Annotated in this window: 19 protein-coding genes; 6 read left to right on the forward strand and 13 right to left on the reverse strand. The window is 33.6% G+C overall.

From position 1 onward, the window contains the following. Nucleotides 1–6 precede the first annotated feature (6 nt). The 3 genes from GQR97_RS07555 to GQR97_RS07565 all read left to right on the forward strand — a co-directional run bounded on the left by GQR97_RS07555 (nt 7) and on the right by GQR97_RS07565 (nt 1,756). Nucleotides 7–483: an ExbD/TolR family protein gene (locus GQR97_RS07555; protein WP_158847073.1), complete on the forward strand. Its 477-nt coding sequence runs from the start codon at nt 7–9 to the stop codon at nt 481–483. A 113-nt stretch (nt 484–596) separates the two neighbouring features. After that, a complete protein-coding gene (locus GQR97_RS07560; protein WP_158847075.1) occupies nt 597–1,298 on the forward strand; it encodes a porin family protein in 702 nt (233 codons plus the stop codon). 62 nt (nt 1,299–1,360) lie between these two features. Next, nucleotides 1,361–1,756: a hypothetical protein gene (locus GQR97_RS07565; protein WP_158847077.1), complete on the forward strand. Its 396-nt coding sequence runs from the start codon at nt 1,361–1,363 to the stop codon at nt 1,754–1,756. 6 nt (nt 1,757–1,762) lie between these two features. Here GQR97_RS07565 and GQR97_RS07570 read toward each other — a convergent pair whose 3' ends face one another. The 12 genes from GQR97_RS07570 to GQR97_RS07625 form a co-directional block, all read right to left on the reverse strand. After that, nucleotides 1,763–2,368, reverse strand: a complete 606-nt coding sequence (locus tag GQR97_RS07570) for a hypothetical protein (RefSeq protein ID WP_158847079.1) — start codon at nt 2,366–2,368, stop codon at nt 1,763–1,765. Further along, the gene (gene rpoN / locus GQR97_RS07575; RefSeq protein ID WP_158847081.1) at nt 2,368–3,825 is read right to left on the reverse strand and encodes an RNA polymerase factor sigma-54; all 1,458 of its coding nucleotides are present in this window, start codon (nt 3,823–3,825) and stop codon (nt 2,368–2,370) included. Before rpoN ends, GQR97_RS07570 begins: the two co-directional genes overlap by 1 nt. Before the next feature lie 144 nt (nt 3,826–3,969). After that, the gene (gene asnS / locus GQR97_RS07580; RefSeq protein ID WP_158847083.1) at nt 3,970–5,403 is read right to left on the reverse strand and encodes an asparagine--tRNA ligase; all 1,434 of its coding nucleotides are present in this window, start codon (nt 5,401–5,403) and stop codon (nt 3,970–3,972) included. A 124-nt stretch (nt 5,404–5,527) separates the two neighbouring features. After that, nucleotides 5,528–7,927, reverse strand: coding sequence for an efflux RND transporter permease subunit (locus GQR97_RS07585; protein WP_158847085.1), 2,400 nt, complete (start codon nt 7,925–7,927; stop codon nt 5,528–5,530). A 47-nt stretch (nt 7,928–7,974) separates the two neighbouring features. Next, complete coding sequence (locus GQR97_RS07590) at nt 7,975–9,243, reverse strand: hypothetical protein (RefSeq protein WP_158847087.1); 1,269 nt, start codon at nt 9,241–9,243, stop codon at nt 7,975–7,977. A gap of 79 nt (nt 9,244–9,322) precedes the next feature. Next, on the reverse strand, nt 9,323–9,880 hold the full coding sequence (frr, locus tag GQR97_RS07595; protein WP_158847089.1) for a ribosome recycling factor: 558 nt from the start codon (nt 9,878–9,880) through the stop codon (nt 9,323–9,325). A gap of 50 nt (nt 9,881–9,930) precedes the next feature. Beyond that, nucleotides 9,931–10,638, reverse strand: coding sequence for a UMP kinase (gene pyrH / locus GQR97_RS07600; protein ID WP_158847091.1), 708 nt, complete (start codon nt 10,636–10,638; stop codon nt 9,931–9,933). A gap of 186 nt (nt 10,639–10,824) precedes the next feature. Further along, complete coding sequence (tsf, locus tag GQR97_RS07605) at nt 10,825–11,799, reverse strand: translation elongation factor Ts (RefSeq protein ID WP_158847093.1); 975 nt, start codon at nt 11,797–11,799, stop codon at nt 10,825–10,827. A gap of 87 nt (nt 11,800–11,886) precedes the next feature. Beyond that, complete coding sequence (gene rpsB, locus GQR97_RS07610) at nt 11,887–12,663, reverse strand: 30S ribosomal protein S2 (RefSeq protein WP_158847095.1); 777 nt, start codon at nt 12,661–12,663, stop codon at nt 11,887–11,889. A 202-nt stretch (nt 12,664–12,865) separates the two neighbouring features. Continuing rightward, entirely contained in the window at nt 12,866–13,252 is a 387-nt protein-coding gene (gene rpsI, locus GQR97_RS07615; protein WP_042496568.1) for a 30S ribosomal protein S9, read from the reverse strand. Nucleotide 13,253: 1 nt separating this feature from the next. After that, entirely contained in the window at nt 13,254–13,709 is a 456-nt protein-coding gene (gene rplM / locus GQR97_RS07620; protein ID WP_158847097.1) for a 50S ribosomal protein L13, read from the reverse strand. Nucleotides 13,710–13,921: 212 nt separating this feature from the next. Next, nucleotides 13,922–14,824 (reverse strand): hypothetical protein, encoded by a 903-nt coding sequence (locus GQR97_RS07625; protein WP_158847099.1) that lies wholly within the window; start codon nt 14,822–14,824, stop codon nt 13,922–13,924. 223 nt (nt 14,825–15,047) lie between these two features. On the opposite strand from GQR97_RS07625, the gene GQR97_RS07630 reads away from it, so the two are divergent. Beyond that, on the forward strand, nt 15,048–16,679 hold the full coding sequence (locus tag GQR97_RS07630) for an ABC-F family ATP-binding cassette domain-containing protein (RefSeq protein WP_158847101.1): 1,632 nt from the start codon (nt 15,048–15,050) through the stop codon (nt 16,677–16,679). A 491-nt stretch (nt 16,680–17,170) separates the two neighbouring features. On the opposite strand, the gene GQR97_RS07635 is transcribed toward GQR97_RS07630, so the two are convergent. Further along, on the reverse strand, nt 17,171–17,398 hold the full coding sequence (locus GQR97_RS07635; RefSeq protein ID WP_158847103.1) for a PLD nuclease N-terminal domain-containing protein: 228 nt from the start codon (nt 17,396–17,398) through the stop codon (nt 17,171–17,173). Between the two features lie 439 nt (nt 17,399–17,837). Here GQR97_RS07635 and GQR97_RS07640 point away from each other — a divergent pair, with 439 nt between their 5' ends. Both GQR97_RS07640 and GQR97_RS07645 read left to right on the forward strand, forming a co-directional pair. Beyond that, nucleotides 17,838–19,793, forward strand: coding sequence for a YgiQ family radical SAM protein (locus GQR97_RS07640; RefSeq protein ID WP_158847105.1), 1,956 nt, complete (start codon nt 17,838–17,840; stop codon nt 19,791–19,793). 163 nt (nt 19,794–19,956) lie between these two features. After that, nucleotides 19,957–20,322, forward strand: coding sequence for an endonuclease domain-containing protein (locus GQR97_RS07645; protein WP_158847107.1), 366 nt, complete (start codon nt 19,957–19,959; stop codon nt 20,320–20,322). The last annotated feature ends 1,201 nt before the right edge of the window (nt 20,323–21,523 follow it).

A 21,523-nucleotide genomic window follows, 5' to 3' on the forward strand; every position in this document is an offset into this window, starting at 1 on the left:
TTAAATATGTCTAAATTTAAAAAGAAAAAAAGTGGCGATATGCCAGCAGTTAATACGGCGTCTTTACCAGATATTGTATTTATGTTATTATTCTTTTTCATGGTAGCCACAGTAATGAGGCAAAACACCTTAATGATTGAAAATAATTTACCTTTTGCTGATCAGGTTGAAAAACTTGATAAAAAGGATTTGGTAATGTACATTTATGCAGGTAAACCAAGTGAAAACTACAAGCAATATGGAAATGAGTCGAGAATTCAATTGAACGACAAGTTTGCTGATGTTTCTGAGATCGCTGCGTTTATTAATGCAGAGCGCGCCTCTAAAAGAGAGGAGTTAATTCCATTTTTAACTACAGCTTTAAAAGTTGATAGTAATGCTAATATGGGATTAATTGGTGATATTAAACAAGAATTACGTAAAGTTAATGCTCTTAAAATAAACTATACCACTAAAAAGGGTAGTGTTGTTGGAAGAAATTAATATTACACTCTTAATTTTATAGTAAAAGGCGTTTTGATGTAATCAAAACGCCTTTTACTATTTTATAAATTATTTGTTTTTGATTTATAATAAAATACTAAACGTTATCTAGAATGATAAAAATAAGACTACTACTTGTTCTGCTGTTTTGTTCTAACGCTTATCTTTGTTTTTCACAAGAAGGTGATAATCCTACTATTGATGTAGATAATAATTATAGAGAAGATCAGTTCTATTTAGGAGTAACTTATAACTTACTTGGTTTAAGACCAGATGATGTATCACAAAGTGGGTTTTCTAGTGGTATTCATTTGGGGTTTATAAAAGATATGCCAATTAATACGGCAAGAAATAAGGCTATAGGTTTTGGAATTGGTCTTTCTGTAAATTCTTACGTTCAAAATTTATTGATTCAAAAAGATGATGATGGATTAATTAGCTATAGTGTTCTTGATTCTGATACGTATACAAAAAATAAATTTTCACGACACTTTGTAGAAATACCTTTGGAGTTTAGATGGAGAACATCTACAGCTACCAGTTATGAGTTTTGGCGTATTTATGCGGGTTTTAAGTTCAGTTACATGTTAGCGAACACTACAAAGTACGATGGTGACTTAGGGAACTTTAAATACACTAATATTGCAGATTTTAACAAGTTGCAATATGGTTTAACCATAAGTGCAGGTTATAACACTTGGAATTTACATTTGTATTATGCCTTAAATCCTGTTTTTTCTAAAGATGCTAAGCTTAGTGGAGAAAGTATGGATATGCATGCTATTAGGGTTGGGTTAATGTTTTACATTTTATAATTCTTTAAGAAACCCATATGAAGAAGCTTAATTCTTTTATCGCTATTTCATGAATTATTCTAATGCTTAATTGCCAAGATAAAGCGGCTAAAAACAATGTTTTGAATGTTGATCCGGATACATTAGAGTTTGTTGAGCGTTTATCGGATAATATTTTAAAATCTCAAAAATCTGGTGGTTTCTATCCGTTATCAACAGATGAAGCAAGTCCTAAAATGATAAGTGCACTTGATGAAAAGCTTCAAAAAGAAACTTATCTGCAAATTAAAGGCCTTTTAGGGCATTATGAATCTTTGAAATTTCATTCTATGTTGATCAAGGATACAAATGGAAGATATGAAATATATAGGTTTAAAGGAGGTTTTAAACTTGGTTCTGATGTGGAAGTGAGGACGGTTTTAGATACTGACGGAAAACTAGCAGGTTTTTTCGTAATTCCATGGAAAGATGCTTTGTAAAGAAAGTTACATCCAAAAATTAACCAAAACTAACTGCGGAATTAATCCAACAAAGAATCCGAAAATTAATTCTCGAGAGGTGTGAGCATTTAAATGTAATCTAGATGTTGCCACCGCACCCATTGCGAAAGCCATAAAGGCGAGTGTTCCAGAAATATTTATACTAAACTGTACGCCAAGGGCTATAAAGAACATAAATAAGCCAGATATAGCGATCATGTGTATACTTACTTTGAATTTAAAAATAGCTAGCGTTAAACACACCATATTAGAGATTAATATTCCGATAAAAAAGTAATACAATTCTAGAGATTGAGACGCTGTTATTATACGTTTTATAACCAGAATAAGTATGAAGCAATTTAATGCCAATGGATATACGCGCTCTCTAGTGGTTTTTAAATGGATAGTATGTGTTTTGCCTAATGTTTTTAATAAGAAAAATGTTAAAATGGGCAATATTACCGTAAGGATAAATAATGAAATTAGCTTGGCTTGAACAATTTCTTCAGCCACAAAGCGCGGTGAAATATAATAATAGAACGATACACCAGCTATTGGTATTAATAAAGGGTGGAAGATATATGAAATACTTCTAAGCAGTTTATCCATTATATTTTTTTACGTAATCTAGCTACAGGAATATCAAGTTGCTCTCTATATTTAGCAACTGTTCTGCGTGCAATTGGATAACCTTTTTCTTTTAAAATTGAAGCTAAAGTTTCATCTGTTAACGGTTTTTTCTTATTTTCTTCTTCAATAACCGTTTCTAAAATTTTCTTTATTTCTCTAGTAGAAACATCTTCACCTTGATCGTTTTTCATTGATTCAGAAAAGAATTCTTTAATCAATTTTGTACCATAAGGCGTATCGACATATTTACTGTTTGCCACACGAGAAACCGTAGAAACATCCATCGAAATCTCATCGGCGATGTCTTTAAGAATCATCGGTTTTAAATTACGCTCATCACCTGTTAAAAAGTATTCACTTTGGTAATGCATAATTGAACTCATCGTTACAAATAAGGTTTGTTGGCGTTGTTTTATCGCTTCAATAAACCATTTGGCTGCATCTAATTTTTGTTTAATAAAAACAACGGCATCTTTTTGGGATTTTGATTTATCGGTAGCTTCCTTGTAGCCTTTTAGCATGTTGTTATACTCTCTAGAAACATGTAGTTCTGGAGCATTACGGCCATTTAGGGTTAATTCTAATTCGCCATCTACAATTTTTATAGCAAAATCTGGAACTACGTGCTCAACAATTCGGTTGTTCCCTGCATAGGAACCACCTGGTTTTGGATTTAAGTGTTCAATTTCTTTTATAGCATCTTTAAGTTGATCTTCGGAAATGCTAAATTTTTGAAGCAACTTTTTGTAGTGCTTTTTTGTGAATTGATCGAAAGCCGAATCTATAATATCTATAGCCAATTGAGTATCGGCTGTTTTGTTTTTTCTATGTAATTGAATGCTTAAACATTCTTGAAGGTTACGAGCTCCAACACCTGCTGGATCTAATTGATGCACAATTTTTAAAACCTTTTCGATACGTTCTTCTTCTGTATATACGTTTTGAGTAAAGGCTAAATCGTCCATAATATCGCTTAGCTCACGACGTATATATCCACTTTCATCAACACTTCCTACTAGAAATTCTGCGATATCTCGCTCTTCTTCCGATAGCCTGTAAGTGTTTAATTGAGTTATTAAATGCTGTGTAAATGATGTTCCCGCTGCGTAAGGCATCGTTTTTTCTTCATCATCAGCGCTATAATTATTAGCTTGCATCCGGTAATCTGGAATTTCATCGTCACTTAAATACTCATCAACATTAATGTCTTCAGTATTTATTGTTTCGCTATCTCCAAGATCGTCTGAATTGTCTAAATCAGAATCGTAATCACTGTCGTTTTCTTCTTTACCGCCTTCTAATGCTGGGTTTTCTTCTAATTCTTGTTTTAAACGTTGTTCAAAAGCCTGCGTAGGTAACTGGATCAGTTTCATTAACTGAATTTGCTGCGGCGACAGTTTTTGCGATAGTTTAAATTGTAGATATTGCTTAAGCATGATTTGAATTAAGGTTGAATGGCCAACTAAATATAATGATTAGGAATAAATAAATCAAAGATTAGGTTTAATTAGTACCAATCAAAGATAAATAAAAGCATTGCTAATAGCCAAGTATAACCTTAATTATCAGGTTAAATTTTATTAAAATTCTGCGTTTTGTGGTGTTCTAGGGAATGGAATAACGTCTCTAATATTGCTCATACCAGTAGCGAACATTACTAAACGCTCAAAACCTAGACCAAAACCAGAGTGAACTGCTGTTCCATATTTACGTAAATCTAAGTACCACCATAGATCTTCTTCTGGAATATCAATGGCTGCCATTCTTTGTTTTAAAACATCTAAACGTTCTTCACGTTGCGCTCCTCCAACAATTTCTCCAATACCTGGAAATAGAATATCCATTGCACGAACGGTTTTTCCATCTTCATTTAAGCGCATGTAAAAGGCTTTAATATCTGCAGGATAATCGAACAAGATTACAGGACATTTAAAGTGCTTTTCTACTAAGAAACGCTCATGCTCACTTTGTAAATCTGTTCCCCATTCATCAATTAGATATTTGAATTTCTTCTTTTTATTGGGTTTGCAGTTTCTTAAGATATCTATGGCTTCGGTATAGCTTACGCGTTTGAAGTTGTTTTCTGTAATAAAATTTAATTTTTCAATTAAACTCATTTCACTACGTTCAGCCTGTGGTTTTGTTTTTTCTTCGTCTAATAAACGCTTTTCTAAAAATTCTAAATCTTCACGATTATTTGCTAGTATATGGGTAACTACCGATTTAAGGAAATCTTCGGCTAAGTCCATATTTCCTGATAGATCCATGAAAGCCACTTCAGGTTCTATCATCCAGAATTCGGCTAAATGCCTTGATGTATTTGAGTTCTCAGCTCTAAAAGTAGGGCCAAAAGTATATACTTTCCCTAACGACATGGCGTAAGTTTCAGCTTCTAACTGGCCAGAAACGGTTAAGTTTGTTTCCTTTCCGAAGAAATCTTTAGTATAATCTACTTTTCCTTCTTCATCTAAAGGTAATTTTTTATTGTCTAAACTTGAAACTTTAAACATTTCTCCAGCACCTTCCGCATCACTTCCTGTAATAATTGGAGCGTGCATGTAGTAAAAGCCGTTTTCGTTAAAATATTTGTGTACAGCAAAAGAAAGCGCTGAACGTAATCGCATTACGGCACTAAACGTATTTGTTCTGGTGCGCAAATGTGCATTTTCTCTTAAAAATTCAAAAGAATGTTTTTTAGGTTGAATAGGATAAGTTTCAGGATCGGAATCTCCAAGAACTTCTAAATGGGCGACTTTAATTTCAACTTTTTGGCCCTTACCTTGACTTTCTACTAATTGACCTTTTATATGTATCGCTGCACCTGTTGTTACTCGTTTTAAAAGGACTTCATCAAAATTCTCGAAATCTACAACACATTGAATGTTATTTATTGTCGAACCATCATTTAAAGCGATAAATCGATTAGCTCTAAAGGTTCTAACCCAGCCTTTTATATCAACTTCAAGTAAAGATGTGTTTTGTGATAATAATTCTGAAACTGTAGGTGATTGCATATAAACGAGTTTTGAACTGTAAATATAATGGTTTCAGTACTGAAAATTCAAATAATAAATTCGAAAAATTATGAAATTTTTGATTTAATCGGCTAAATGTTGTTCTAAAGTGTAATTAAAACAACTAATTTTCATCTGTTTGCTCGTCTTCTTCAGGAATAATGTTAATAGACGGTTTACGTAATACTTCTTTATTAGCAATACTGCGCTCTAAAGACAGCAATAAGGATGGTAGCAATAATAAATTTGAAAGCATTGCGAAAAGTAGGGTAGCGGACACTAAAGCACCAAGAGCCACTGTACCACCAAAACTTGAAATGGTAAATACAGAGAAACCGAAAAATAAGACAATAGATGTATAAAACATACTAACGCCTGTTTCGCGTAAAGCTCCATAAACTGAAACCTTGATTTTCCAGTTATTGGCTTGCAGTTCTTGGCGGTATTTTGCTAAGAAGTGAATAGTATCATCTACAGAAATACCAAAAGCAATACTGAAAACTAAAATGGTTGATGGTTTTATTGGTACACCTAAATAGCCCATTAAACCTGCCGTTATTAATAAAGGTAGTAGGTTTGGGATTAATGAAATAACTATCATCCGTATTGAACGGAACATGTATGCCATAAAAAGAGCAATTAAGAAAATTGCTAAGGATAGTGAAATGGCTAAGTTTTTAACCAAATACTTTGTTCCTTTTAGAAAAACCAATGCTTTACCAGTCATGGTAACATTGTAACGGTCTTTAGAGAAAACTTTATCAATTTTATCTTGAAGGTTTTCCTGAATACGTTCCATTCTATCCGTCCCACAGTCTTTTATAAAGGTGGTAATACGTGCATACTGTCCAGTTTTATCAACAAAATCACTAAGTAAATCACTATTAGTTGTAGAGTTTTTAGCGTATGATAAAATAAAACTATTTTCTTGTGAAGTTGGCAGTTGATAAAATTTAGTATTTCCGTTATAGTAGGCTTGTTTGGAGTATTTCACTAAACCGACTACTGATATAGGTTTTGAAAGTTCTGGAGTTTCTACAATAAGTTCTTCAAGCTCGTCCATCCGTTTTAAAGTCGATAGTTTCATGACGCCTTTTTTGCGTTTAGTATCTATCATAATTTCCAAAGGCATTATACCGTTGAACTCTTGTTCAAAAAAACGAATATCATGAACAAATTCCGATTCCTGAGGCATATCTTCTATTAAACTGCCCGAAATTTTTATTTGAAAAATTCCAATTATACTTAACGCAAGCAAAACTATAGATGTAATATAGATAGCAATACGTTTTTTTCTTACCATAAGCTCCATCCAGTTTACAAAACCTCCAATCCAACGTTTGTTTAGATGCTCTAAATGGCGGTCTTTTGGATAAGGTAAAAAGGAATATATTATTGGAATAATAAGAATGCATAATATAAAAATGGAAAAAATACTTAATGAAGCTACTAAACCAAACTCTTTTAAAAGTTTGCTTTCAGTAAGAATGAATGTAGCAAAACCACATGCTGTAGTTACATTCGTCATTAACGTGGCATTACCAATTTTTGTAATTACCCGCTGTAGAGATTTTATTTTGTTACCATGTGATTTTACTTCATGCTGATATTTATTAATCAGAAAAATACAATTTGGAATACCAATAACAATAATTAATGGAGGAATTAATGCTGTTAAAACTGTGATTTCGTAGTTTAATAAACCAATAATTCCTAGCGTCCACATGACACCAATACAGACCACAACAATTGATATAAGTGTTGCACGGAACGATCTAAAGAAGAAAAAGAATATAATAGAAGTAACTAATAAGGCAGCTCCAATAAAAAGGCCTATTTCGTCAACAATATTGGTAGAGTTCAAAGTCCGGATATAGGGCATACCCGAAATATGCACATCTAAATCGTATTTGTCTTCAAATGCTTTAACTCTTGGAATTAAAACATCCATCACAAAATCTTTTCTAGCAGATGTATTTACAATGGCTTTATTCATGTAAATAGCCGAGCGAATTGTTTTTGTGTCTTTATTAAATAAGAAATTATCGTAAAATGGATATTTTTTGAAAAGATCGTTTTCTAACGTTTCAATTTCAGCCATCGACGAAATAGAATCTTTAATAAAAGGCTCTAAATTAAATCTCTCGTTTTTGGTGTCTTTTACAAGTTTTTGAAGTTCTTTTATTGAAATTACAGATTCAACTGCATCAGATGAATTGTTAAAACTTTCAGATAGATTGTTCCAAGCATTTAGCTTTTCAACAGTAAAAAGTGTTGAATCTTTTACGCCAAGCACAATTAGATTACCTTCTTCCCCAAATACTTTTAGAAAATCTTTGTATACAATATTAACCTCGTGATTATCGGGTAATAAATTAGCTTCGGTGTAGGTAAACCGCATTTTATCCCACTGCTGGCTAAAGAAAATTGTTGTTGCAAGAATAACAACAAGTATAATGATTTTATTGCGTAAAATTAATCTCGCAATTATGTCCCAGAAGTTCTTAGTAAAAAGTTTAAACATGCTCTATTTAAAAGAAGCGCAAAGGTAGAAAAAAGGAACGGATTACTTCATAAAGTGACGTTAAATGTAAACTTAAAAGCAACATTGTCACCAATTTCCGGCAAGTGATAGGCGCCATAACGGTAAGTGAAGCTTAAACCAAAACCAAAAAGGAGTTTGTTAAGTTCAAAACCCGATTCGGTATAACCTTTTTCTAATGAACCAAAAGTAACGTTTTGGTGACGTTCAGGATTATTAATGTCTCCAATAGCATATCGTGTTATCAAAACCATTTGAGGTTTGTAACGCTCGGAAATATTGAAAGGTGTTAAGTAATGCTTAAACTGAAAAGTAGCGAACCTATCTGAAAAGAATTCGTTAAAGAACATGGTTTCAAAACTATTTAAACCAGCTACCGAGAACCGCTGTAAAATGGTTTCTTTATTAATGTTGTTTGGATAAGCGTGATATAAATGTGTTAAAGGAGTATCACCTCTAGAAAATCCTGAAACTAATGTTATTCTAGAATAGGCTCTTTTAGGATCACCAATTTGATATATAGTTCTAAAATCGAATTTCGAAAAATTAAAATCACCTTTTATAATATTTTTGAAACTTTTAGTGTATTGAAATGTGAATTTAGGAAAACCGTCTTTAGTTTCTTTTATACCATCCTCCGTGGCTTCGAATTTACTAAATGGGCTCCATTGCAATGCGGTTTTAGCGGTACTGATATTGAAATTGGTAAATACATTTCCATTAAGATTAAACCCGTAACTATAGGTTGGAGATATTTTACTAGCAGAAAATTGGGTTTCAGTTAAAATATGTGATGAAAATTGGTGCTCTATACCTATCGATTTTGTGATGTGTTTATGAAACAAATCAATATTAAGTAATCGAGGCTCGAAAAATTGGAAGAATCGATTATCAGTTAAAAATTTGGTGCTTCCTGTTTCTTGTAAATCATCAGTATAAGATAAGTTTATCCAGGTATCCGAAGCTTCGGCCAAACGAAAACCACCTCCTAAACTGTATTTAAATCTATGATCTCTAAAACCGTAAACTAAATAGGTGTTAACTCGATATTTTTCGGAAAAAGCTTTGTTTGTTTCGGCGCCTAAACCAGTTCTTATTCCTTCGTATTGATTGTATTTTATTAAATACCTTAAATCGAAATTAAAATAATTTGTAGGAAAAAAACCATTTCCAAGTTGTTTTATAAAGGCTTTCTTTTTAATAGAATCTTGCGCAGGTTCCGTTGTACCTTCATTTTCTATTTGTGCGCTTAAAGCGATAGAGAATAAAATAAATAAAAACAACACAAAATGTTTCATCTAAAATAAAAGGAATAAAATGATAAAAAAAGCGACAAATTTGCCGCTTTATATTTTTTAACTGAAATAAAAATTGGACTTAAACAGTCATGATTTCCTTCTCTTTTATATCGAAAAGTTCATCTACTTTTTTAACGTGTTTATCCGTTATATGTTGTACATCTATTTCTGTATTCTTTTTTATATCTTCCGATACATCTTCATTTTTCTTAATATCATTATTGGCATCTTTTCTAGCCGCACGTATACTTACTTTAGCGTCTTCCGCTGCCGCTTTAGCTTGTTTTGCTAAATCTATACGACGTTCTTCTGTTAATGGTGGTACATTGATAATAATAGTATCTCCATTGTTCATAGGGTTAAAACCTAAGTTTGCATATGCAATACCACGCTCAATTTCTTGGAGCATGTTTTTTTCCCATGGCTGTACGGTAATAGTTCTACCATCTGGTGTATTTATATTAGCAACTTGGCCAATTGGAGTTTGCGAACCGTAATAATTTACCATTACGCTCCCAAGCATTGCAGGGCTAGCTTTACCAGCTCTAATATTTACAAATTGTTTTATAAGATGCTTAATGGCATTATCCATCGACTCTCTTGTGCTGTCTAATATAAATTGAATGTCTTCGTTCATTGTGTTTAACTTTTATGAGGTTTAGCTATATCCAAAAATTACGCCAAGTTTTAAACGTTTACTTCTGTGCCTATTTTTTCTCCAGCAACTACTTTAAGTAAATTACCTATTTTATTCATATCGAAAACAATAATTGGTAATTTGTTTTCTTGACTTAAGGTGAATGCTGTGGTGTCCATTACTTTCAGACCTTTTTGTAATACATCATCAAAAGAAATATTATCAAATTTTATTGCTTTAGAATCTTTTTCAGGATCTACGTTGTAAATTCCATCTACACGTGTACCTTTTAAAATAACATCTGCTTCTATTTCAATAGCTCTTAGAACTGCAGCAGAATCTGTTGTAAAATAAGGGTTTCCTGTTCCACCTCCAAAAATAACAACACGCCCTTTTTCTAAGTGACGCATGGCTTTTCTTCTAATAAAAGGCTCTGCAACTTCGTTTATTTTAATAGCTGTTTGCAAACGGGTTGGTATATCGGCATCTTCCAAAGCACCTTGTAATGCTAAGCCATTAATTACGGTAGCAAGCATACCCATGTAATCGCCTTGAACGCGATCCATACCTTTACTAGCGCCAGCAACACCTCTAAAAATGTTTCCACCACCAATTACTATCGCAACTTCTACGCCTTGATCTGTGATGGTTTTAATGTCTTGTGCATATTCGGCTAAACGGTCTGGATCTATACCGTATTGACGTTCACCCATTAAGGCTTCGCCAGATAGTTTTAGAAGTATTCTTTTATATTTCATTTTATGGATTATGAGATGTTCGCTTATGCGAAAACAAAAGTTTAGCAAAGCTACATAAAATTTTTATTTTTTTGAATTTATATGAAATTAGAATTTTGCATAAAAAAACCACTACATCTTAAAAAAGAGTAGTGGTTTTAAATATGTTTGATTTTCGTGTAAACGAAAATTTAAAAACAATATTAATTATCCAACAGATACACGTTTGAAACCTGTAATTTCAACTTCGCCGTAAGATGCAACGTATTTTGCTACGTTAGATTTTTCGTCTTTAATGAAATTTTGATCTAATAAACATTTTTCTTGGTCTAATGTTGTGTTATCAGAAATGAAACGCTCCATTTTACCAGGTAAGATTCTATCCCAGATTTGCTCTGGTTTACCTTCAGCTTTTAATTCTGCTTTCGCAGCTTCTTCAGCTTTAGCTATAACCTCATCAGATAATTGTGACATAGAAATATATTGAGGAACGTTTTTAAGTGTTTTACCTAAACGACCTAACTCGATATTATCTTTTTCAATAACAGCAATTCTTGCTTCAGTTTCCGATGCTACAAAAGCAGGATCAAAATCTTTGTAAGATAATGTAGTTGCTCCCATTGATGCTACTTGCATAGCTACATCTTTAACTAAAGTATCAACGTTATCAACTTTTGCAGATAAACCAACTAAAGCAGCAATTTTGTTGATGTGAACGTAAGTTCCAACAAATGGTGCTTTTAATTTTTCAAAACTAGTAATGTCTAGTTTTTCACCAATTACACCAGTTTGCTCAATTAATTTTTCAGCAACAGTCATTCCACCAAAATCAGCAGCTAAAAAAGCTTCTTTAGATTCACAGTTTAATGCAATATCACCTAATTGATTTGTTAAAGCTAAAAAGTTTTCATTTTTACCAACAAAATCAGTTTCACAACCTAAAACAATAGCAACACCTTCAGTTTGGTCTGCATTAATTTTAGAAACAGCAGCGCCTTCAGAAGAATCTCTATCGGCTCTTTTTTCAGCTACTTTTTGTCCTTTTTTACGTAAAACATCGATTGCTTTATCGAAATCGCCTCCCGCTTCAACTAAAGCTTTTTTGCAGTCCATCATTCCTGCGCCAGTAGCTTGTCTTAATTTGTTTACTTCAGCGGCTGTAACTTTTACTGTAGTACTCATAGTTATTATTATTTAAAAAAAGTCGTTCAATATATTTTCAACAAAGAAAAGTACTAAACGACTTATTTGTGTTTTGTTAATGTTATTTTATTCTTCTTCTTCAGCAGCTGCTTTTGGTGCTGGTGCAGCTTTTGCTTTAGGAGCTTCCTCTTTAGCAGATGCCGCAGCATCTTTATCAGCTTTACGCTCAGCTAGTCCTTCAGATATTGCAGAAGTTACGTGAGATAAAATTTTATCAATCGATTTAGATGCATCATCATTTGCAGGGATAACATAATCCACTTGGCGTGGATCTGAATTGGTATCAACCATTGCAAAAATTGGAATGTTTAATTTTTGTGCTTCTTTAATCGCGATATGCTCACGTTTAATGTCTACAACAAATAAAGCTCCAGGTAAACGCGTCATATCGGTAATAGAACCTAAGTTTTTTTCTAACTTAGCTCTTAAACGATCAACTTGTAAACGCTCTTTTTTAGATAACGTTAAAAACGTACCATCTTTCTTCATTCTATCAATAGTAGCCATTTTTTTAACAGCTTTTCTAATAGTAACAAAGTTAGTTAACATTCCGCCTGGCCATCTTTCTGTGATGTAAGGCATGTTAATAGATCCTGCTTTTTCAGCAACGATATCTTTAGCTTGTTTCTTTGTTGCAACAAATAAAATTTTACGACCAGAGTTAGCGATTTTTGCTAATGCTTCTCCAGCTTCATCAATTTTAGCTGCTGTTTTGTATAAGTTGATAATATGGATACCGTTACGTTCCATATATACGTAAGGAGCCATATTTGGATCCCACTTACGTGTAAGGTGTCCGAAATGTACACCTGCTTCAAGTAATTCTTTTACTTCTACTGCCATTTTGTAATAATAGTTTACGTTCTGTTGAATTAGCAATGTTCCATTTGGCTCTAAGCGTTAAGCTTTTAACCTTTGGCTTCATTTAGATGCTAAACTAAATCCTAACTTGTTAATAAAGGTAGGACAACAATAACTTGTTTTTTTATTTTGTTTGAAATGATAAAGACATCTGTAAAACAGATCCTGAACCACGTCCAGGATATTAACGTTTTGAGAATTGAAATTTCTTACGAGCTTTCTTCTGACCGAATTTCTTACGTTCAACCATTCTTGGATCTCTTGTTAATAAACCTTCTGGCTTAAGTATTAGTCTGTTCTCTGCATCTAACTCACACATTGCGCGAGAAATTGCTAAACGAACAGCTTCAGCTTGTCCAGTAATACCACCTCCATATACATTTACTGTAATATCAAAGTTGCTGTCATTGTTAGTCAAAACTAATGGCTGATTTACCTTGTACTGTAAAGTCGCTGTAGGGAAATAGTTAGTTAAGTCTTTTTTATTAATCGTAATGTTTCCTGTTCCTGTAGAAACATAAGCACGAGCAACAGCCGTCTTTCTACGGCCAATTTTGTGAATTACTTCCATGTTATTTAAATTCTTCTAGATTAATTACGGCTGGTTTTTGAGCTTCATGTTTATGAGCTGTTCCAACAACAACTGTAAGATTACGGAATAACTCAGCACCTAATTTGTTTTTAGGTAGCATTCCTTTAACTGATTTTTCTACTACTCTTGCTGGATCTTTTCCAAACAATTCTGTAGCAGTTAAACTTCTTTGACCTCCTGGATATCCAGTGTGACGAATGTACGTTTTATCGTTCCATTTGTTACCAGATAAACTGATTTTTTCTGCGTTGATAACAATTACGTTATCACCACAATCAACGTGAGGTGTGAAGTTTGGCTTGTGTTTACCTCTTAAAAGTTTTGCAACTTTAGAAGCTAAACGACCAAGTGCTTGACCGTCAGCGTCAACTAAAACCCACTGCTTATTAACAGTTGCTTTGTTGGCTGAAATCGTTTTGTAGCTTATTGTGTCCACGTTTTTAAATTATTTTTATTAAACATTCCTCTCTTAAAAAGAGTTTGCAAATTTACGATTATATATTTGATTACCAAATAGTGTGCTTATATTCTTTAAATAAAATTAAAAGTATTGATATTTAAGGTTTTAAGCAGTTGTAATATTGATGAAATAAAAAGGCGAGATAAATTAAGTTTATCTCGCCTTTTTATTTTAAGTAATGCGTGGTTTTATTTGCCTAAGCCTATAACAAGCCCACCAGAATAGTAAGTGCCTTTACCAATATTTCTACCGCTAACTATTGTACCTGTACCAGCACTAAGACCAATTATTTTTGTAACCGGAACATAGAAGTTTAAACCAACTCTAGAGTAGTTTACTTTAGTTTCAGGGAAATTACCAGCAAAGTTTGCAGAGTTAATATCTAATCCTCCATTACTTTTTTGAGCATCGAACCACGCATCTGCATAAAAAGCTTTTCCTGCGTATCCTAATTTTATTTGTGCATTTACGCTGTTTGGAACGTCAAATTTAGTACCATCACCTAAGCCTAAGTTATTATCAGCTTCTCCTCTTATAGAATGTCCAACAAACACATTTCCGAAGAAACCAGAGTTGTTGTTATATTGTAGCCCTAATTTTGTATCTATAGAAGATGCACCGTTACCAAGAGAAAGAATTCCTGTTGGCTCGTAATCGAAAGCATAAGAGCCTCCTGCAGCCACAACAACGGTAGTTGTACCATTTTTATGTTTTGTTACAAATGGAGCCCATTTTACCAATAAGCTTAAATCTTGAATGTTAGATTGCTCTGTACTGCCGTTAACTGGATCTGCAGCACCTTTTCCTTCAGCTTCAATATAAGGTAGGTTTGCAATTACCGTAAGGTTATCTGTAATACCATAGTTTGCATATACGTTGTATATGTTTTGATCAATTTCGTTGTGAGCGGGAACTGCATCTAGTTCATCTAAGCCTAAATAAAATTTTTCATAGGTAGAGAAAGTGTAAGAAACGGCAATGTTGGCTTCTCCTTTTTTGTTGAAAAATCCATCTGGACTAATTTGTGCTTGTGCTTTTTGTCCAGCGAAAGCTAATACAGTAATCAATGTTAAAAATAATTTAGATCTCATAATTGTTTTTTTTATTAAGTGCATTTGGACGATGATAATAGCTACTTATTACAAAAGAAATGTTAAGTTTAATTTATGATTGCCGGTCAAGTTGTTTTTTTAAACGCTGAAGTGCTTAATACTATATAGTTAGATTCTCTATTTGGAAATTATATTTTTTTAAAATTATTATGTTTTGTAATGCATCTCTTTTGTTAGTTTTGCGCTTTCTTATACATATAATATGATTTCAGTTGATAATTTAGCCGTAGAGTTTAGCGGACACACCTTGTTTAGCGATGTATCGTTTACTATTAATGAAAACGATAAAATAGCCTTAATGGGAAAAAATGGTGCAGGAAAATCCACAATGATGAAGATTATTGCTGGTGTGCAAAATGCAACGCGAGGCCATGTGCGTTACCCCAAAGAAGCTATAATAGCCTATTTACCACAGCATTTATTAACTGAAGATGATACTACTGTTTTCGAGGAAGCATCTAAAGCCTTTAGTCACGTGTTTGATATGCGTAACGAAATGGAAGATTTGAATAAGCAGTTGGAAACGCGAACGGATTACGAATCTGACGAATACATGAAAATTATTGAACGTGTTTCCGATTTAGGTGAAAAATATTATGCGTTAGAGGATGTAAATTACGATGCTGAAGTTGAAAAAGCATTAAAAGGTCTAGGGTTTAAGCAGGAAGATTTTATAAGAAACACCAACGAATTTAGCGGTGGATGGCGTATGCGGATAGAATTGGCTAAAATCCTTTTACAAAAGCCAGACCTTATACTATTAGATGAGCCTACTAATCATATAGATATAGAATCGGTTATTTGGTTGGAAGATTTTCTATTGAATAAAGCAAATGCCGTAGTCGTGATTTCTCATGATAAAGCCTTTATAGATAACATTACAAACCGAACCATAGAAGTTACTATGGGGAAAATTTACGATTACAAGGCAAATTACACACATTATTTGCAACTGCGTGAAGATAGGCGTGCACACCAAGTAAAAGCGTATCAAGAACAGCAAAGATATATTGCAGATAACCAAGCATTTATTGATCGTTTTAAAGGCACATTTTCTAAAACCAATCAAGTGTCATCGAGAGAGCGTATGCTTGAAAAGTTAGAAATTATTGAAATTGATGATATAGATACATCTGCATTAAAATTACGTTTTCCTAAAACACAACGTTCTGGAGACTATCCTGTTAGTGTAAAAGATGTTTCTAAATTATACGGTGAGCATGTGGTATTTAATAATGCGAATATGTCTATCGCTAGAGGCGAGAAAGTGTGTTTTGTTGGTAGAAATGGAGAAGGCAAATCTACAATGATAAAAGCTGTTTTAGGTGAAATTGATGTAGAAGGCGAGTGCAGTTTAGGGCATAATGTAAAGGTTGGGTATTTTGCTCAAAACCAAGCCGCTTTGTTGGATGAAGATTTAACTATTTTCCAAACCGTAGACGAGGTTGCTAAAGGCGATGTGCGTACACAGATTAAAAATATTTTAGGTCGTTTTATGTTTAAAGGCGACGATATCGATAAAAAAGTAAGTGTGCTTTCTGGTGGTGAAAAAACGAGACTAGCTATGGTGAAACTTTTATTAGAACCTGTAAACTTGCTTATTCTCGATGAACCTACAAATCATTTAGATTTAAAATCGAAAGATGTTTTAAAAGAAGCGTTGCTTGATTTTGATGGTACGCTAATTTTGGTATCTCACGATAGGGATTTTCTTCAAGGTCTATCTAACAAGGTTTTTGAATTTAAAGAAAAACGTGTTATTGAGCATTTTGAAACCATTGACGATTTCTTAGTTAGAAATAGAATTGAAAGTTTAAAGGCGATAGATTTGTAGACTTAAAATTGTTTTGTCGGTTAATTTGTTTTGGGCGTTACCCCGAAAAGGGGTCGGGCTTTCGGCAGTCGCTTTTTTGTGTTGCATAGGTGCAACAACACAAAAAGAGCTTCAACAAATGCCTCAATCCCTAACGCACGTATCCGCTTACTTTATTTTTAAATTGGATCTGTTTTGTTTTGAAGAGTATGTTCGTTTAGCGGTCTCTTGTATGATTAGTGGCGTGTTTAAGTAACTAATTTAGCAAATAAAAACCGAATAGAAAATAGAGTGCACCCAAAAGTTTAGACAAATTTATAATTAATTATAAACGTTGTTAGCTTTTAGTGCTTTTATTTCCGTTTACTTTTTTGTTAATATTTTATGTTTTATTCAGCTCGATTTTCATTCCGAAAACTTGCTCAAATTCCGCAACTTGCTAAATTCCGATTGAGTGATATTCCGAGTATCTAATTGAGTTTTCGATTCCGCAAACTTGCTCAAAATCCTTTTTATGTTTTTTCAATCGTTATTTTTTGTTCTCTACCTATTAAAAAATACAAAATCGCACCAAAAAAATTAGCGAATAAAACGACTAAAATCCAAACAATTTTATTATTCCCTTTGAATTCGCTTTTTAAAATATCTACAAGAGCAATTATTGTTGGTAAAACCCCAAGAAATAATACTACTAATATCAGAATTAGTTGCCAAGCTCCAATCATTCCTAAATATATCATTTTTTCTTTTTTTTAATTTTTAGTTCTGACGTTTCTCTAGCATTAAAGCTAACGTTTAATAAGATATGAAATCGTTTTAATGTTTTATATCTTGTGTTAAGCTAAGTTAGTTGATTTTTTTTTACAAAGTCAAGGCCTGTTTTAATTTACAGGAGATTAAAATAATCGAAAAAAAGAATTGTATGTTTCTTACAATTAAAATTATGTCTTCCAACCTTACAAGTGTATAAACTAACATTAGTTTATTACTATTAATTGTAGATATGCCCGCGTTAGGGATTGCAGTGAAAAGCCCACAGCGCCCACGAAGTTTTTAGGGCGTGAGGACTTGCAACGTAAAGCCCGACCCTTGTGGTAACGCCCAAATAATTAGCTTTCACTTTGTTGATTGAATTTATTATAATGCTGAACCATTAATTTTTAACTATTTTTGCACGATATGCAAGAATTAAAACTTTCAGATTGGTTACCTACCACAAATAAAGAGGTGAAAATACGTGGATGGGAAGCGCTAGACGTTATTCTATTTAGTGGCGACGCTTATGTGGATCATCCCACGTTTGGGCCTGCCGTTATTGGGCGTATGCTTGAGAGTTTTGGTTTGCGTGTTGCCATAGTACCACAGCCTAGTGTTACCGATAATCTTCAGGATTTTGTTAAGCTTGGTGCTCCCAAATTATTTTTTGGTGTTACTGGTGGATGTATGGACCCTATGATTAGTAATTATAATGCTAATAAAAAGCGTCGTGATAAGGATGCATATACGCCTAATGGTGATATTGGATTTCGTCCGGATTACGCAACAACGGTTTATTCTAAAATTTTAAAAGAGAAATGGCCAGATACGCCTGTTTTAATTGGTGGTATCGAGGCATCACTGCGCCGTGTAACACATTACGATTATTGGAGCGATAAGCTTATGCCTTCTATTTTAGAAACCTCGAAGGCCGATATGCTAGTTTACGGTATGGGTGAGCAACCCTTGCGTGAAGTGGTGCGTTTGCTAGAAAAAGGGGTGCCTTTTAGAAGTATAAATACGGTGTTGCAAACGGCTGTACTTTTGAATGAAGATGAAAGTATTCCGAAAAACAGTAATTGGGAAGATGTTGAAGTCGCATCGCATGAGGTATGTTTAAAGGATAAGAAAAAATACGCATCTAACTTTAAAGTGATAGAGCAGGAGAGTAATAAATTGGCTGCGCGACGTATTTTTCAGAAAATTGGAGATAAAACTTTAATGATTAATCCGCCATATCCAACCATGACGGAAGCTGAAATTGATGCTTCTTTCGATTATCCATATACACGATTACCGCACCCAAAATATAATAAACGTGGGCCTATTCCGGCCTTCGAAATGATTAAGTTTTCCATTAACATTCACCGTGGGTGTTTTGGTGGTTGTAGCTTTTGTACCATATCTGCACATCAAGGGAAATTTATTGCATCACGTAGTAAAGAGTCTATTTTAAAAGAAGTGGATACTGTGGCAAATATGCCCGATTTTAAAGGGTATTTAAGTGATATTGGTGGGCCAAGTGCTAACATGTACCAAATGAAAGGGAAAATACAATCTATTTGCGATAAGTGTATTTCGCCGAGTTGTATTTCGCCTGTTATTTGTAGCAATTTGGATACATCGCACAAACCGCTAACGGAATTATATCAGGCGGTTGATAGTCATCCAAAAGTGAAGAAATCGTTTATTGGTTCGGGAATTCGCCATGATATGTTGGTGCCGGAATTTAATAAAAACGCCGATCCTAAAGAGTTAGACGCTTACACGGAAGAGGTGATGACGAAGCATGTTTCTGGCCGACTTAAAGTAGCACCAGAGCATACTAGTGATCCGGTTTTAAAATTGATGCGTAAACCATCGTTTTCGTATTTCCATAAATTTAAGGAACGTTTCGATAAGATAAATATCGCTAAAGGATTAAAATTACAATTAATACCATACTTTATATCCAATCATCCAGCTTGTGAAGTGGAAGATATGGCTAATCTTGCTGCCGAAACTAAAGATATGGGGTTTCAGTTAGAGCAAGTACAAGGTTTTACACCAACACCAATGACGGTGGCTACCGTAATTTATTACTCTGGTTATCATCCATACACACTTAAAAAAGTAAATACGCCTATTACTAGAAAGGAAAAGGATGAACAACATCGTTTTTTCTTTTGGTATAAGGATGAAAATAAAGACTGGATTAAAAAGACTTTAAACAAATTAGGGCGTCAAGATTTACTTAAAGTGTTACTTCCTGAAAAAGAAGAGAAATGGCGTAAAAACACACCGGATGGTGATGCCAAGAATACATTTAATGATGCTGTTCCTTTTAATAAAAGGAAGAACAAGGTGAGGTATAAAGGGAAGAAGAAGCGGACGCGTTAATACTACTAATATCTCATCGAGGGGATATTGGCTGGGTCTTAACTGTTTTATTTTTCGAATGATTCTAGAGCAATTCGAACTTCTAATTTACAAATGGCATCTAAATAAGTCATGAAACAGGTTGTCCCCTCGAGGGGACCGTAGGGGTGTAAACGTTGTATTTATGAGAAATAAAATAATTCCATACCACCCTAAACTAAAACTACTCGCTAGACAATTACGAAAAAACAGTACTTTACCCGAAGTTTTACTTTGGCAGAAGATAAAGCAACGTGCTTACGGTGTTCAGTTTCATAGGCAAGTTCCTATGCTAAATTATATTACAGATTTTTATTGTCACGAAATAGGTTTAGCCATTGAAATAGATGGTTCTAGCCACGACCACAGTTTTTTATATGATGCCAAGTGGCAAGGTGAATTGGAGGCTTATGGTGTTACCTTTTTAAGGTTTTCAAATGAAGAGGTTAAAAAGAATATGTTAAGTGTTTTGTTGATTATTGAAGAAACTGTTAAAGGGTTGATTGATTAAATTGAAGACACCCCTATAATTCCCTCAAGGGTATATTGGCTTAGTCTTATTGTTTTGTTTTTCGAATTTTCACTACTTTATTTTAAACTCTTAATTTACAAATTACATCCAAATATTTCATGAATAGGGCTGTCCCCTTGAGGGGACCGTAGGGGTGTTTTTTAGATAAGAGTAAGTTAAAAAAGTCTTTTGTAAACACCCCTATAATCCCCTCGAGAGCATATTGGCTTAGTCTTATTGTTTTGTTTTTCGAACTCTTACTACTTTATTTTGAACTCCTAATTTACAAATTGCATCTAAATATTTCATGAATAGGTTTGTCCCCTTGAGGGGACCTTAGGGGTGTTTTTTTAGATAAGAGTAAGTTAAAAAAGTCTTATGTAAACACCCCTATAATCCTTTCGAGGGGATATTGGCTCAGTTTTATTGTTTTGTTTTCCGAACTCTTACTACTTTATTTTGAACTCCAAATACATAAATTGCATCCAAATATTTCATGAATAAGTTTGTCCCCTTGAGGGGACCGTAGGGGTGTTTTTTTAGATAAGAGTAAGTTAAAAAAGTCTTTTGTAAACACCGCTATAATCCCCTCAAGGGGATATTGACTCAGTATTATTGTTTTGTTTTTCGAACTCTTACTACTTTATTTTAAACTCTTAATTTACAAATTACATCCAAATATTTCATGAGTAGGGTTGTCCCCTTGAGGGGACCTTAGGGGTGTTTTTTAGATAAGAGTAAGTTAAAAAAGTCTTTTGTAAACACCCCTATAATCCCCTCGAGGGGATATTGGTTCGGTCTTATTATTTTGTTTTTCGGATTCTTACTACTTTATTTTGAACTCCTAATACATAAATTACATCCAAATATTTCATGAATAGGTTTGTCCCCTTGAGGGGACCTTAGGGGTGTTTTTTAGATAAGATTAAGTTGTAAGAAGTCTTTTGTAAACACCCCTATAATCCCCTTGAGGGGATATTAGCTCAGTCTTATTGTTTTGTTTTCCGGGTTTTTACTACTTTATTTTGAACTCCTAATTTACAAATTGCATCCAAATATTTCATGAATAGGGATGTCCCCTTGAGGGGACCTTAGGGGTGTTTTTTAGATAAGAGTAAGTTAAAAAAGTCTTTTGTAAACACCCCTATAATCCCCTCAAGGGGATATTGGCTCAGTTTTATTGTTTTGTTTTTCGAATTTT

It is taken from the genome of Algibacter sp. L1A34, from assembly GCF_009796805.1.
In the GTDB taxonomy this organism is placed as follows: Bacteria; Bacteroidota; Bacteroidia; order Flavobacteriales; family Flavobacteriaceae; genus Algibacter.